Origin of the sequence: Streptomyces parvus (assembly GCF_014648875.1) — a bacterium.
GTDB lineage: Bacteria > Actinomycetota > Actinomycetes > Streptomycetales > Streptomycetaceae > Streptomyces > Streptomyces parvus.
In genome coordinates this window covers 372,141-385,016 of record NZ_BMRY01000005.1, presented here as the reverse complement: position 1 = coordinate 385,016, position 12,876 = coordinate 372,141, and the positions used below count along the sequence as shown (strand labels likewise).

Below are 12,876 nucleotides of genomic sequence, written 5' to 3'. Positions count from 1 at the left end.
GATCTAGCTCCCTGCCCGCTGTCGGCCCATCCCATAGCCGACCCGCACCTCGCGGGCTGCGGAATCGGCCTGGCTCCTCGCGTTCTCCGGATCGGTTCCGGATTCGATGGCCGCTTGGTAAGTGGCGTCATACATCGCGTCCGCGGACTTGCTCCGCTGTTCCTCGAGGAAATCGCTGCGATCCTGCCCGGCCTGCTCACTGGAGTCACGGGTGTAGTGCTCCACGACCGCGCCCCGGATATCCTCAATGATCATGCCGGCTGCATCGCCCGCGACGGGGAACCGGGACAGCCCCATGTCGATGGCTCGTCCGGCCCACTTGTCCGTGGTCGCCAGACTCTCGTTGAACTCCGCGTCGGCGGCGATCTTGTCGTCGTACACGGCTTGGGTGCGGGATTCAGCCATGATGCCCGCGATCTCGGCGCCGGGCGTGATGCGGTTGGCGATCTCCTCGGAGAACTCCGCGTACTTGGCCTTGTCGTGGTAACCCTCGTTGACGAGTTCGGTGGTGACCGCCTGCTGGGAGTTGATGATCGCGCCGTAGGCGTCGGGGTCCTTGCCCACTTGCGCGATGAAGTCCTTGAGCTGGCCACGGGGCAGATCGCCGAGGTTGGCATTGCTCCCGTAGGTCTTGATCTCGCGGTCGCCGTTCATCCCGTCCTGGACATCCCGCATGTACTCCGCGGTGATGTTCCCGAAGCTGTCGTTCATAGGTGATTCGTCCAGCCGGTCCGAGTTCTTGCCGAACTCCGACACGATCCGGTTGACAAGCTCCGCGCTGCCGGCCGAGTGCTTGGGCGGGGTGGCGTCCGAGTCGTGCGGGACACCGATCGTGGCTGATTCGAGGGCGTGGCCCAGCGCGTCGTGGCCCAGCGGCTTGCCGTCCTCCCCGACCGGCCATTCTCGGGCGTCGTCGCTCTTGGCGACCAGGTAGTCCCAGTTGTCGAGGTCCTTGCCGTCGGCCTTGACGGAGTCGTTGAAGAACTCGAGCGAAGCCTCCGGGTTGTGCCCGAGGCCCTCCATGAAGCCGGCGAAGGGATCGTTGGGCTCGTCGGTCGGCGGGTAGTTCAGGTTGGCCGTGTCGCGCCAGGCCACCTTCGGGTCCCCGGGGAACTCGCGCTCATGCTTGACCAGGGCCGTGCCGTAGTCGTTGAGGAACGCGTCGTCGAACTTGCCCTTGCCCATGAGGCTGCTCATGACCTGGAAGCCGTTCGGCCCCATGGGCAGGTTCTGGATGGGGAACGGCTTGTCCCCGGCGGCGATCACGTCCCGCTTCCAGTTCTCCATGGCCGGGCTGTCGCTGTGTGAGGCCGTGGCGAGCGTCATGCTCAGGTTGTCCTGGACCTGGGCCAGGACCTTGGCCCGCTCGCCCTCGACCGCGCCACCGGGCGGAGCGGCGAGGTCCCGCCAGAACTGGAGTGTGCCCTCGGCGCCCAGCGTGGTGGCGAACCGTTCACTGAACCCCGGGTTGTCGCGCTGGTTGATCAGCGTCTCGTTGAAGCGTTCGACGTCCTTGTCGCTCCATTCCCCCGGGTCGCTCTCCTTCACCCTCTTCGCCCAGTAGTCGGCGTCCGCCTTGCCCTGCCGGTCGTCGGCCTCCTTGAGCCCGCCGGGGCCGTCGCCGGTGAAGTCGTGCTTGTTCCTGGCGAGGGCGCGCAGGGCGCGGGCCGCGATGCGGTCGGTCTCGCTCGCCTCCCAGAGGACGCGCTTCACCCGGCGTTCCGCGACGGCGAGTTCCTCGTCGCTGGGGGTGGGGATGTCCCCGTTGCCCGCTGCGGCGCCCGAGGGAACGGAGGCGACGGCGCCGCCCTTGGCGTTGATGTAGATGTTCCGCTTGGCGACGTCGTCGATGACCGTGCGCAGGTCGGCCTTGTGCTTCTTGAACGCCGCGCTGGCGTCGCGAAGGATGCCCAGAACGCTCGTGGCCTGACCTGCCACGTCCTGGAACTCGACGGCCGTCTTGGTGACGAAACTCTTGGTGACGGTGGCGTTGACGCCGTTCCAGTCGGCGGCGTTCGCCTCCGTCTGGAGCCGCTTGGCGTTCACCCCGCCGCCCTCGCCGGTGGAGAGCGTCTTGAGGCGCTTGGACATGGTCTCCCAGTCCGTGACCGCTGTGTCGAGTGTGCCCAGCCGTAGATCCGTCAGTTCCTGCGCGGTCATCGTCTCGGTCGCCATGTGCTGCCCAGCCCCCGTGTGCTGTTCGCCGGATCTTCCCGGTTTGCGAAAGTTACTTTATGTAGCCGTCGATCTTGGACACCGGCATGCTCGTCGCGACCTGGACCTGGTCCTTGGCGTGCTGCGCCCGGGTGTAGTCGAAGTGGTTGGAGATGTGGGCGCAGGCGTCCTTGAGCGTCTTCGTCTGGCTGTTCCACGCGTCGTGGAGCTCGGTCAGGGCCGCGCCCATGTCGAGTCCGTCGTTGAACAGGTCAATCGAGGCGGTGAATGTGCTGGGGCGGGCGTGGTCGCTGTCGACGCCGAACTTCTGGCGCAGTTCGTACGCGGTGTTGCCCATCTTGCCCAGCTCGTCGTCATGGACGACCAGGTCGCCGGGTCCGCCGGGTCCGCCTGCGCCGGGTGGCGCCCCATTGAGCTGCATGGGGGCCGAGGCCCGCTGCGCCGCGTCGCTCTTGAGCTGTTCCCACTCGTCCCACGCCATGAACCGAACCGTCCCCCGTGCTTGGCCGATGCTGGACCCTTCGCCCTGCACGTTAGCAACCTGCTTGGTGTGTGAACCCATCGGAGGTGGATCAGCACAACTCAGTCACACCTGTAGGCGCTCGCATCGGGACGGCATCGGGACGGCATAGCGTCACGGGGTGATCGAACCCCCGCACCTGAACGCGACCCGGCAGTCGTACGACACCGTCGCCGCCGACTACGCCCGCTTCGTGAAGGACCCCGGCGCGCTGGACCCGGTGTCGCGCGCCGTCCTGTCGGCCTTCGCCGAGCTCGTCACGTCGTCCGGCCTCGGCCCGACGGCGGACGTGGGGTGCGGCCCCGGCAAGGTGACCGCGTACCTGACCGGACTCGGCGTCTCCGCCTTCGGGGTCGACCTGTCACCGAAGATGATCGAACTGGCCCGCGCGGCCCACCCGGACCTGCGCTTCGACGTCGGCCCGATGTCCGCACTGGCGGCCGGCGCCGGCGAACTCGGCGGCGTCCTGGCGTTCTACTCCACCCACCACCTGCCCCCGGCTGAACTGCCGCAGGTGTACGGGGAGTTCTACCGCGTCCTGGCGCCCGGCGGGCACCTCCTCCTCGTCACCCGGGTCGGCGAGGAGGAGCACCAGCGGCGTACGTACGGCTACGGCGACGGCGACCCCGCCCCCTTCGACAGCTACCGGCTGCCTGCGGACCGGATCGCCGGGCTGCTGGAGCGGGTGGGATTCGCGATCACGGCGCAGACGCTGCAAGCGCCGGATGAGGGCGAGAAGCGGCCGGTGGTCAGCTTCCTGGCGCGAAAGCCGACCACCGCCGAGGCCCCGTAGACGTCGTGGTTCCAACTGGGCCTACGCCGCCGCGCGTTCGCCCACCGGCCGTCTCCGCTGGGCGACGTCGGTCAGGGAAGGCGGGGTCCACACGCCGTCCGGCGGGTAGACGTCGGTGCCGGGGGCGACGATCGCGTCGATACGGTCGAGCGTCTCGTCGTCCAGCGTGAGCGAGGCGCCCTTCAGCAGCCCCTCCAGCTGTTGCATCGTGCGCGGGCCGATGATGACCGAGGTGACGGCGGGGTGGGCGAGGGGGAAGGCGACCGCCAGCTCGGGCAGGGTGGTCCCGATGCTGTCGGCCACGGCGACGAGCTGCTCGACGACGTCCAGCTTGGCGGCGGTCAGCGGGGCATCCGGGTCGAACCGGTGCGGATGCAGCGCCGCCCGCCCGCTGGTCAGGTCGATGGCCCCGCCCTTGCGGTACTTGCCGGTCAGGAAGCCGGAGGCCAGCGGGGACCAGGTCAGCACGCCCATCCCGTACCGCCGGCAGGTCGGCAGGACGGCCCGCTCGATGCCCCGGGCGAGGATGGAGTACGGCGGCTGCTCGGTCCGGAACCGCCCGAGCCCGCGCCGCTCGGCGACGACGTGCGACTCCACGATCTCCTCGGCCGGGAACGTCGAGCAGCCGAAGGCGCGGATCTTCCCCGCCCGCACGAGGTCGGTCAGCGCGGAGAGGGTCTCCTCGATGTCCGTGGTGTGGTCGGGGCGGTGGACCTGGTAGAGGTCGATCCAGTCGGTGCCGAGGCGGCGCAGGCTCTCCTCGACCTCCTTGACGATCCAACGCCGTCTGTTTCCGCCCCGGTTGGGCCCTTCGCCCATCGGGAAGTGGACCTTGGTGGCGAGGACGACGTCGTCGCGCCGCCCCTTCAGCGCCTTGCCGACGATGGTCTCGGACTCGCCGGCGGAGTACATGTCCGCGGTGTCGACGAAGTTGATGCCCGCGTCGAGGGCGGCGTGGATGACGCGTACGGAGTCGGCGTGATCGGGGTTGCCGACCTTGCCGAACATCATCGTGCCGAGACAGTGCGCGCTGACCTCGATGCCGGTGCCGCCGAGTGTGCGGTAGAGCATGGCCGGGCTCCCTGGTGGGTGCGGGGTGGCTGGGGCCGGATCCGGATCCGTGCGCGCACTGTAGGACTTCGAGTGGACTCGATGGCAAGCGCGCCGCCCCGCCCTGTCCTTACGGAGGGCAGCCCTCCGCCTCCATGACGACAGGCAGGTGGGCTCGCAGGAGCTCTTCGAGGGCCTTTCGGCGTTCGGCGGTGTTCGCCGGGTGGTCCACCCCGTCGATCTCCAGAATGTACTGGCGCTTCTCTCCCCTGTACGTGCACGCCTGCACGGCCATCGCCCCACGGTCCGCGATGGTTGCCCCGTCGCCGATGCCGTCGGCCGGCGTCGGGTTGCCCAGCCGTCGCATGCTCCGCTCCGTGGCCTTCAGGATGTCGAAGTCGGCTTTGTCGATGTTGCCCCGCACGTAGAGGCGGAGGTCGTCGTCGACGTACACCTGGCAGCGTGGTTGCTCCGGAGCGGAGATACCGTCGTCGACCTTCAGTGTCTCGCCGCCCGGGAGGAAGGGGGCGACGAGGGCAGGGTCCACCTTCCTCCCGCACAGGTCCGAGACCGTGAACGACTCCGGCCCACCGCAACCGGTGATGCCGATGAGCAGGGCGGCGGACAGCGTGGCACCGAGCCACTGCCGCAGAAGCTTGTTCTTCATCCGATCACTACCGACGCCCACTACGGGCGGCAGCCCTCCGCTTCCATGGCGACGGGCAGTTGGGAGCGCAGGAACTTCTCCAGGATGCGACGGCGCTCTTCGATGTCCTTCGGGTCCTCCACGCCATCGATGGACAGTACGTACTGACTCTTTTCTCCCTTGTACGTGCACGCCTGGACGGCCATCGCCGCGTGGTCCGAGATGGTGGCGCCGTCGCCGACGTCGGCGGGCATCGGATTGCCCAACCGTCGCATGGTCCGTTCGTTGACTTTCAATGGCTCGACGAACGGCTCGACGACATCGCCCCGCAGTCCCACCTGTTCCACCCCGTCCACCTCGAACTCGCAACGCGGCTGCTTGGGTTCAGAGAACGTGTCTTTGGCCTTCAGCTTCTCTCCCCTGGGGAGGAGTTGGCCGATGAGGTCCGGGTCGGTCTTGACTCCGCAGGCCTCGGAGATTCTGAAGGGTTCGGGCTCTCCGCAGCCGGCGGCTCCGGCGAGTATCACGGTGAGCAGGGCGACAGATCCGACCTGTCGCGACACACTCGACTTCATCACCCTGCGCCCTCCAACCCGCTGGCGCGGTCGTTGCCATCGTAGGCAGCACTGCCGATCTCTCTGGTGAGGGTGTAGCGGGAGTTGGAGTGGCCAGGGTTCGCCCTTTCCCATGCGTCGGCCAGCGCCTGCAACTGCCGCTCCCTCCCCTTGAAAGTCTCCTGGTTGTCCTGCACCTGGATCGCGTCGACTCGCTTCTGTTCCTCCTGCTGCCACTCGTAGGTCACCGCGTCGACGCCGCGCTGCGCGAGATCACCGACCCCGGGCACGAAGTTCACGATGCTGCCGAACCCGTGGTACAACCACTTGGCATCCCACGAAGGATCGTGTTTGTCGGTCACCAGGGCTTGATACCGGGCCTGTTCGAGGAATCCGACGGTTCCGCCCGCGCGCAACAGAGTCTCCTTCGGATCCTCGGCCTTGTTCTCGCGGATGTCCTTGTACATTTCCTGGTTCAGGCCCTCGTTGAGCATGCCGTACGCGTTCTGGTCGCGGGAGACCTGCTTGGAGACCTCCAAGAGCTGGTCCCGGTCCAGCAGCCGAGCGTCCTCGGGATCGTCCGCCAGCGCACTGGCGGAGTGGTGCACCACGTCCCCGTGGTTCGAGAGCACGATCGCCATGTCGTCCCGCATTTCTGCGGGAAAGTCGTTGCCCCGCGCCGCGAGGTATTTCAGGGAGTTGTCGAGCACCTGCCGGTGCTGTCCGGTGTGCTCGGGGGGTCGCGCGGAGCTGTCGTCCGGGTCGACCCCGGTCGCCGCCGCGACGAGGGCGTCGCCGGTCGCTTCGTAGATCGCCTTCGGGCCCTTGTAGTCATCCACCGACCCCCCGACCCCCATGGAGTCGGGTACGACGTCGTTCATGGGCTGGCGGTCCTTCAGCAAGTACTGCGCGTTGTCCTGGGGGTCGGTTGCGCTGAAGAAGTCCGTAGCCGCGTCAGGGTTATGTGCCAGCGCCTTCATGAACCCGGTCATCGGGTCCGTACCCGCGTCGTTGTTCTCTCCGTAGTGGAGCTGGTCGATCTTCGCGTACGACGGGAGTTTGTCCCAGGGCAGCACGTCCTCCCGGCGCTTTCCGCCGGGGCCCGGGTCCTTGACGTCCCCCGTGTTCTCTTTCTCGTACTTGACGAGCGCGTTGCCGTAGTCGTTGAGGAACTCGCCCTCGTACTTCCCGTGGCGCATGAGGTTGCTCATGGCCTGGAAGCCGTGGACACGGGTCTGGCTCCCACCCTGGCCGCTGCCGACGTTCTCGCCGCCGAGCGCGACCACCCGGTCCTTCCAGGACTCCATGCCCTCGCTGTTGGAGTGGGAAGCGTTAGCCAGCGTGGTGCCCAGCTGCTTCTCCAGCGTGCCGAGCAGCTGCATGCGTCGCTCGCGGTCCTCCCGCGTTCCGGCGGTGCCGTCGTCCCGGTTCTCCCAGCTGTCCAGGTCCACGGCCCCGGCGAAGAACTTCAGTGTCCTTTCCGGACCGAGGCCGAGGGCCACGCGTTCGGCGAAGACCGGATCGTTCGGGTGGGCCTTCAGCAGGGCGTTGAAGCGTTCCAGCTGCTCGTTGGTGATCTTGCTGGGGTCCAGCTTGCCCAGGCGGATGAGCTCGTTGGAGTCCTCGATGCCCTGCTGCGCCGAGTCGAAGCTGTTGAATCCGCTCGATTCGAATCCGTGCTTGTCCTTGGCGTGGAAACGCAGCGCCGTGGCGGCCGTGCTGTCGGTTTCGCCGGCCGCGGTCAGAATGGTGCTGATCTCCTTGGCCACCGCGTCGATCTCCGCCTGGGTCGGCGGTTCGATCTTCGCGCTGCCGGCCGCCTGCGGCGAGGGGACGGCGGCGTTGACCACGCCCTTGTCGTTCACGTAGATGTTCTTCTTGGCCGCCCTGCTCACCGCGTCGGACAAGTCGCTCTTGTGCTTCGTCAGCTTGCTGTGCGCGCCGCTCAGGATTGTGTGGATACTCCGTGCGACGGTGACGACGTCATCGAACTCCCGCGCCGTGACCGTGACGAAGTCCTTGGTCACGGTCGCGTTCTGGCCCTTCCAATCGGCCGCTTTGGCCTTGGCGGCCAGATCCGCCGCGCTGATCTCGCCGTCGCCGCCGTCGGCGACCTTGACCAGTTTGTTGATCATCGCCTGCCAGTCCGCGACCGCGGACTGGAGTTTTCCCAGCCGCAGGTCGTTGAGTTCTTGGAAGGTGACCATGATGTGTGCCCCCGTCGTCGTGCGTCTTCCTGCGTGCGCCTGCGTGGCCCTGAGTCCCGGCTACTTGTAGTAGTCGTGGATGCGCGACACGGACAGTTCGTCCCCGCCGACCGTGCGCATGTCCGTCGCGATCTTGACCGCGTCCTTCGCGTGCTGGGCGCGGGAGTAGTCGAGGTGGTTGGAGATGTGCGCGCATGCCTCCTTGAGCGTTCCCGCCTTCGTGTTCCAGGCGTCGTGGAGTTCGGTGAGGGCCGAACCCATGTCCAGCCCGTCGTTGAACAGCTGGATGGACGCGTCGAAGGTGTTCTGCCGGGCGTGGTCGGACGCGGTGGAGAAGTGCTGACGCAGGGTGTAGGCCGCGTTCCCCAGCGCACCGAGCACGTTGTCGTGCACGACCATGTCCCCGTCGCCGCTACCGCTGCGCTCGGGAGCGACCTCGTTCAACTGCATGGCTGTGCCCTGCTGGGCCCTCGCCTTCGCCTGCTCCCACTCGTCCCACGTCATAGGTCCTCCGTGAAGCCGTACATCGCTTCTTCTTCCGCTCTGCGGCTGCCTTTTCACCCACGTTATCTTTGCTTCTTGATCGTTTGCTGGGCGGGCGACTGCTGGATGACGCCGGGCAGGTGGGGGACGGTCTTCCGTTTCCTTCTGTCATGACCCGGGCAATTCTTGCGGGAGTCACACCTGTCGTGACGTGCTGCCGAGTCAGGAGCGACATAAGTCATGCGAACCCCGTTGATGTCGGATTTCCCCCGCAAGGTCCGCAGGAAGGCGCCCCCGGCCGTGGCCGGATCACTTCCCTTCCGCAACCGGCGTGCCACCCGTACCGTCACCACCCTCGCCGCCGCGGGCCTCCTCGTGCTGGGCACCGCATCCGCCGCCCACGCCGACCCGCCGGGCAGTCTCCCCCAGAATGCCGGTGGTTACGAGCAGGCCTTCTCGCCCGCCTACGACTACGACGGTGACGGCTGCTACGCCACCCCCGCCATCGGCCCGGACGGCACCCTCGCTCCGGGGCTCAAGACGACCGGCGCGATCAACGGCAGCTGCCGGGACCAGTGGGACCTGGACAACTCCCAGACGTACGCCCGCTCCAAGTGCAACAACGGCTGGTGCGGCATCGTCTACGCGAGCTATTTCGAGAAGGACCAGGCCGTCCACGGCAGTGGGCTCGGCGGGCACCGTCACGACTTCGAGCACGTCATCTCCTGGGTCAACCAGGCTTCCAACCAAGTGGATTACGTCTCGACCACCCAGCACAGCACCGTCAAGACCTACCCGCGCTCGCAGGTGCGGTTCGACGGTTCGCACCCCAAGGCCGTGTACCACAAGGACGGTCCGAGCACGCACTTCTTCCGCCTCGCCAACGGCAACGACGAGCCGCCGGAGAACCACTACGGCACCTGGCGCTACCCCCCGATCGTCGACTGGAACGGCTTCCCCAGCACGGAGTTGCGCGACAAACTCATGAACGCCGACTTCGGGTCCGCGACCATCAAGGTCACCGACAAGGACGACCGCTTCCGCAACCTCCTCAACAACTCCAAGCCCGCCGGGATCCCCTTCGATCCCTGGGCGTGAAGGTCACCGGGCCCGTTGCGCCGTTACGCCGGAGGAAAGGCGCGTCGGTAGTCGCTCGGCGACACTCCGATCTGCTTGAGGAAGTGGTGGCGGAGGCTGTTCGCGGAGCAGAGGGAGGGGGAGAGGGCAGGCAGTGCCTGACCGGGGCCCTCAGAATTACTCCTCCATCAGGTTGTCCAGGTGCTCGACGTCGGCCGGGCGTACGGAGTCCCGCGGCAGGCGGCGCAGGGTGGCGATGTCCGCGGCGTCGAAGAGGCCCGTCACCGAGAGCTCGCCCAGCGCGTTCAACTCGCTCTCCAGGCAGGTCTCGTCCTGCTCCAGGACAGCGGCCGAGGCGAGGAGGGAGGCCAGGGTCCGGACCTCGCGCCGGTCGAAGGACCGCACCCAGTCGCAGATCGTCTCGCACGCCCGCTCCCGGGCCTTCGCCGATTCCGAGGTGAGGTTCCGGGTGAGGGCGAGCAGATGCTCGTCGCCGATGGAGGGGGAGGCGGTCGCGGCCGTGTGCGCGGCCGCCTCGGGGCGCAGGGACGGGGGGCGCTCCTCGGCGTGGCGGGGCAGGCCGCGCAGCAGCGTGTCGAGGTAGCGGCCGAACGGCGGCTCCGCCGGGTGGCTGCCCGCGGCGGCCAGCCACCGGACCACACCGTGGCCGAAGACGGTCCAGTTCTGCTCGGCCTGCCGTGCGTCGGCGCCGCCCGCGCGGAACGCGGCGACGGCTCTGCCGCGCAGCCGCCCGAAGGACTCGGGGTGGTGGCGGTGCGGCCGGGCCACGTGTGCGGCGTACCCCGGTACCGCCAGGAACTCGTCGTGCATCGCCCACGCCAGCCGGGTCAGCCAGTCGCGCCAGTTCTCGTCATCGGGCTCGTCCTCGGGGAGCACCCGCTCGACCATGACCCCACTGACGAGGTCCAGCACGCCGTCGCGATCGGGCACCCACCGGTACAGCGACGAGTGCGAGACCCCGAGCCTCGTCGCGAGCTCCCGCATGGTGAGCGTCGCGACGTCCCCCTGCAGGGCGGCCTCGGCGATCCGCTCCCGGCTCAGCCTTGCCGGCCGTCCGGGCCGCCCTTTCCCTCCGGTGCTGTTCATCGGGGCAGCGTACGCAGGGAAGGCGCACGCCTATTAGTGACCAGTGGTCGCTAATGCTGCTACGGTCACCCGATGGACGTACGGAGAGCGGTACAGGAGCCACGGGAGATCGACGCCTCGGGGCTGCCCATGGAACACGCCCAGGCAGTGATCCTCGACGAGTTGCGCGCCCTGACGGAGTGCGAGGAGCCGTTCGCGGCGATCCTCCTGATGCCCGCGCCGCCGGAGGGGCGCACCCCGCCGCCATCCGGCGACGTGCCCTCCGCCGCCGACCGCATCCGGACCCTCAAGGCGATCCGGCCCGGCCTCACGGAGTTCTGCCGCGGGCTCGCCTTCGTCGCGCCGGCGGACATCCCGGCAGAGCGCGCGGAATCCATCCACAGCGGTGAGCAGCTCTGGGGCTGCCCGACGACGGCCACGCAGGACGTGACGGCTGCCCGCGCCTGGGCGGAGGAACGAAGCAGGGAGTGAGGGCTCAGCCCAGAGTGAGCTGGAAGTAGGCCGTCTCCCGGTAGCCGGAGTGCGGAGGGGTGACCTCCAGCGTGACCGGGGCACCCTTCCGGTCCGGCTTCAGGCGGACCGGGACGGTGCGCTCCTCGCCCTCGGGGAGGGGCGGCGCGAGGGCGGAGGCGACCTCGCGCCAGTTCAGCCAGCTCACGTTGTCGCCGGGGGCGTAGTCCTGGCCGGACTCGCCGGGCTGGACGTCGAGCGTGCCGGAGAACTCCTCATCGCCGAGGCGCAGGTCTTCGTCGGTGCCGTTCTTGAACGTTACGGTGACGCCGTAGGTGCCGTCGTCGTGTCGCTCGGGGCGGCCGACGGTGACCCGCAGCCCGTCCTCGTACCGGGCTGTCGTGCCGGGACCGAGAGGCTGGGACACGCTTCCCGCAAGGCCGGGCTGATCCAACTGCCCGTCGCCGTCGAGGCCCTTCTCGAACTCGTTCAGCGCATGAGCCCCCAGCGCGATCAGCGTGAAGAAGGCGATCAGGGCGATCACGCAGCCGTAGAACCCCCGCGCGCTCGCGACGGGTGAGGTGTCTGTTGCGGTGGCTGCTGCTGCTGCTTCTTCCGTGTCCATGCCGGCCACGCTAGGCAGCGGCCCGCGCGTGATCATGAGCGCCGGTACTCAGGGGCGGTTGAGTAGGCACGAGGGCCCGCGCCCCTGTCCGGTGAGGACGTGGGTGCGGGCCCTGTGGTGTACGGGGGTGGGGTCAGCGCTCGGCCGCGAACTCCACGAAGGCCGCCCAGGCCGGCGCGGCGATCACGAGCGCAGGTCCTGCGGGAATCTTGCTGTCGCGTACGGGGACGACGCCGGGGTAGCCGTCGGCGACCTCGATGCAGTTGTTGTCGCCGCCATCGCTGTAGCTGGACTTGCGCCACGTCGCGGTGGAGAGGTCGGGCGTACGCTTCATGATCCTCTGAACTCCTTCAGGACGCCCCTGATGAAGGCGATGGAGTCGGGCGGGGGCAGCGCCCGATCCCGTGCCCGATCGTAGGACAGCCGGGCGCGCGTGACGTCGGCCGGATCTTCCAGCAACTCGGAGCACTGGTTGCCTTCCACGTAGGCAACCGCGCTTCCGTCCTCCTGCCACAGGAGCGTGAGCGAGCCGTTCATCAGGTGATGCGCGCCGGCCGAGAACGGCAGTACCTGAAGAGTGACCATCGGCAGTTCTGCGATCTTGATCAGATGCTCCAACTGGGCTTCCCACACCTTTGCGTCGCCCACCTGACGGCGCAACCCGTACTCGTCCATGATGATGCGGACGGTCGGAGCCGGATTACGGAAGAGCAGTTGCTGGCGGCCCAGGCGCGCTATCACCTGCTCCTCGACCGACTCCGCCTCGCTCTCCGTTTCCTGGTCGCCGGACAACAGGGCCCGTGCCACGTCCTCGGTCTGCAACAGGCCAGGAATGCCGAGGGCGTACTTGTGCATGATGCGGGCCGTGAACTCCAGCCGCATGAACTCCTTGTACTTGTCCTTGAAAACCTCCCGCCGCGCCACCTTCCACAGCTCGACCAGCAACCCGCCCGTCTCATAGAAGCGGTCCAGGTCCTCCATCACCGCCAGCTTGGACAGCCGCTTCCCCGACTCCAGGCGTGACAGGTAACTCTTGTCGTACCGGGTCTTCTCCGCGAGCTGCCCCAGCGACAGCCCCGCCTTCTCCCGTAAGTACTTCAGAGCGCGCCCCAGCGCCGCGCGCCCCGACTCCGCTTCCACGTTCACTTCCGCGACTTCGGTCATCCCCGACCCCTCGCCGTTGTCCTGT

At 68.0% G+C, this 12,876-nt stretch carries 14 protein-coding genes; 3 read left to right on the top strand and 11 right to left on the bottom strand.

From position 1 onward, the window contains the following. Nucleotides 1-3: 3 nt before the first annotated feature. The gene (locus tag IE140_RS18540; RefSeq protein ID WP_150193455.1) at nucleotides 4-2,175 is read right to left on the bottom strand and encodes a hypothetical protein; all 2,172 of its coding nucleotides are present in this window, start codon (nucleotides 2,173-2,175) and stop codon (nucleotides 4-6) included. 52 nt (nucleotides 2,176-2,227) lie between these two features. Next, on the bottom strand, nucleotides 2,228-2,656 hold the full coding sequence (locus IE140_RS18535) for a hypothetical protein (protein ID WP_150193456.1): 429 nt from the start codon (nucleotides 2,654-2,656) through the stop codon (nucleotides 2,228-2,230). A gap of 160 nt (nucleotides 2,657-2,816) precedes the next feature. Between IE140_RS18535 and IE140_RS18530 the strand changes: the two genes are divergently transcribed. Continuing rightward, nucleotides 2,817-3,488, top strand: a complete 672-nt coding sequence (locus IE140_RS18530) for a class I SAM-dependent methyltransferase (protein WP_150193457.1) — start codon at nucleotides 2,817-2,819, stop codon at nucleotides 3,486-3,488. A 21-nt stretch (nucleotides 3,489-3,509) separates the two neighbouring features. Here the strand turns inward: IE140_RS18530 and IE140_RS18525 are convergent, their stop codons facing one another. The 5 genes from IE140_RS18525 to IE140_RS18505 all read right to left on the bottom strand — a co-directional run bounded on the left by IE140_RS18525 (nucleotide 3,510) and on the right by IE140_RS18505 (nucleotide 8,449). Further along, nucleotides 3,510-4,559 (bottom strand): aldo/keto reductase, encoded by a 1,050-nt coding sequence (locus IE140_RS18525; RefSeq protein WP_150193458.1) that lies wholly within the window; start codon nucleotides 4,557-4,559, stop codon nucleotides 3,510-3,512. Between the two features lie 109 nt (nucleotides 4,560-4,668). Beyond that, nucleotides 4,669-5,205 (bottom strand): hypothetical protein, encoded by a 537-nt coding sequence (locus tag IE140_RS18520; RefSeq protein WP_150193459.1) that lies wholly within the window; start codon nucleotides 5,203-5,205, stop codon nucleotides 4,669-4,671. 20 nt (nucleotides 5,206-5,225) lie between these two features. Next, complete coding sequence (locus IE140_RS18515; protein WP_150193460.1) at nucleotides 5,226-5,759, bottom strand: hypothetical protein; 534 nt, start codon at nucleotides 5,757-5,759, stop codon at nucleotides 5,226-5,228. After that, entirely contained in the window at nucleotides 5,759-7,945 is a 2,187-nt protein-coding gene (locus tag IE140_RS18510) for a DUF6571 family protein (protein WP_150193461.1), read from the bottom strand. Before IE140_RS18510 ends, IE140_RS18515 begins: the two co-directional genes overlap by 1 nt. A gap of 60 nt (nucleotides 7,946-8,005) precedes the next feature. Beyond that, a complete protein-coding gene (locus IE140_RS18505) occupies nucleotides 8,006-8,449 on the bottom strand; it encodes a hypothetical protein (RefSeq protein WP_150193462.1) in 444 nt (147 codons plus the stop codon). 219 nt (nucleotides 8,450-8,668) lie between these two features. On the opposite strand from IE140_RS18505, the gene IE140_RS18500 reads away from it, so the two are divergent. Next, nucleotides 8,669-9,526 (top strand): NPP1 family protein, encoded by an 858-nt coding sequence (locus IE140_RS18500; protein ID WP_150193463.1) that lies wholly within the window; start codon nucleotides 8,669-8,671, stop codon nucleotides 9,524-9,526. Nucleotides 9,527-9,682: 156 nt separating this feature from the next. Here IE140_RS18500 and IE140_RS18495 read toward each other — a convergent pair whose 3' ends face one another. Continuing rightward, nucleotides 9,683-10,612, bottom strand: a complete 930-nt coding sequence (locus IE140_RS18495; RefSeq protein WP_150193464.1) for a TetR/AcrR family transcriptional regulator — start codon at nucleotides 10,610-10,612, stop codon at nucleotides 9,683-9,685. 72 nt (nucleotides 10,613-10,684) lie between these two features. Here IE140_RS18495 and IE140_RS18490 point away from each other — a divergent pair, with 72 nt between their 5' ends. Continuing rightward, entirely contained in the window at nucleotides 10,685-11,083 is a 399-nt protein-coding gene (locus IE140_RS18490) for a hypothetical protein (protein ID WP_150193465.1), read from the top strand. A gap of 4 nt (nucleotides 11,084-11,087) precedes the next feature. Here IE140_RS18490 and IE140_RS18485 read toward each other — a convergent pair whose 3' ends face one another. The 3 genes from IE140_RS18485 to IE140_RS18475 form a co-directional block, all read right to left on the bottom strand. After that, nucleotides 11,088-11,687: a hypothetical protein gene (locus tag IE140_RS18485; protein ID WP_229826846.1), complete on the bottom strand. Its 600-nt coding sequence runs from the start codon at nucleotides 11,685-11,687 to the stop codon at nucleotides 11,088-11,090. 133 nt (nucleotides 11,688-11,820) lie between these two features. Beyond that, complete coding sequence (locus tag IE140_RS18480; protein ID WP_150193467.1) at nucleotides 11,821-12,021, bottom strand: DUF397 domain-containing protein; 201 nt, start codon at nucleotides 12,019-12,021, stop codon at nucleotides 11,821-11,823. Further along, nucleotides 12,018-12,851, bottom strand: coding sequence for a helix-turn-helix domain-containing protein (locus tag IE140_RS18475; protein WP_150193468.1), 834 nt, complete (start codon nucleotides 12,849-12,851; stop codon nucleotides 12,018-12,020). The genes IE140_RS18480 and IE140_RS18475 overlap by 4 nt, the downstream gene beginning before the upstream one ends. Nucleotides 12,852-12,876: the final 25 nt, after the last annotated feature.

Bases quoted from the DNA above. Each gene is read 5' to 3' on its own strand.
- IE140_RS18540 (WP_150193455.1), bottom strand. From the start codon at position 2,175: ATGGCGACCGAGACGATGACCGCGCAGGAACTGACGGATCTACGGCTG.
- IE140_RS18535 (WP_150193456.1), bottom strand. From the start codon at position 2,656: ATGGCGTGGGACGAGTGGGAACAGCTCAAGAGCGACGCGGCGCAGCGG.
- IE140_RS18525 (WP_150193458.1), bottom strand. From the start codon at position 4,559: ATGCTCTACCGCACACTCGGCGGCACCGGCATCGAGGTCAGCGCGCAC.
- IE140_RS18520 (WP_150193459.1), bottom strand. From the start codon at position 5,205: ATGAAGAACAAGCTTCTGCGGCAGTGGCTCGGTGCCACGCTGTCCGCC.
- IE140_RS18515 (WP_150193460.1), bottom strand. From the start codon at position 5,759: ATGAAGTCGAGTGTGTCGCGACAGGTCGGATCTGTCGCCCTGCTCACC.
- IE140_RS18510 (WP_150193461.1), bottom strand. From the start codon at position 7,945: ATGGTCACCTTCCAAGAACTCAACGACCTGCGGCTGGGAAAACTCCAG.
- IE140_RS18505 (WP_150193462.1), bottom strand. From the start codon at position 8,449: ATGACGTGGGACGAGTGGGAGCAGGCGAAGGCGAGGGCCCAGCAGGGC.
- IE140_RS18500 (WP_150193463.1), top strand. From the start codon at position 8,669: ATGCGAACCCCGTTGATGTCGGATTTCCCCCGCAAGGTCCGCAGGAAG.
- IE140_RS18495 (WP_150193464.1), bottom strand. From the start codon at position 10,612: ATGAACAGCACCGGAGGGAAAGGGCGGCCCGGACGGCCGGCAAGGCTG.
- IE140_RS18490 (WP_150193465.1), top strand. From the start codon at position 10,685: ATGGACGTACGGAGAGCGGTACAGGAGCCACGGGAGATCGACGCCTCG.
- IE140_RS18485 (WP_229826846.1), bottom strand. From the start codon at position 11,687: ATGGACACGGAAGAAGCAGCAGCAGCAGCCACCGCAACAGACACCTCA.
- IE140_RS18480 (WP_150193467.1), bottom strand. From the start codon at position 12,021: ATGAAGCGTACGCCCGACCTCTCCACCGCGACGTGGCGCAAGTCCAGC.
- IE140_RS18475 (WP_150193468.1), bottom strand. From the start codon at position 12,851: ATGACCGAAGTCGCGGAAGTGAACGTGGAAGCGGAGTCGGGGCGCGCG.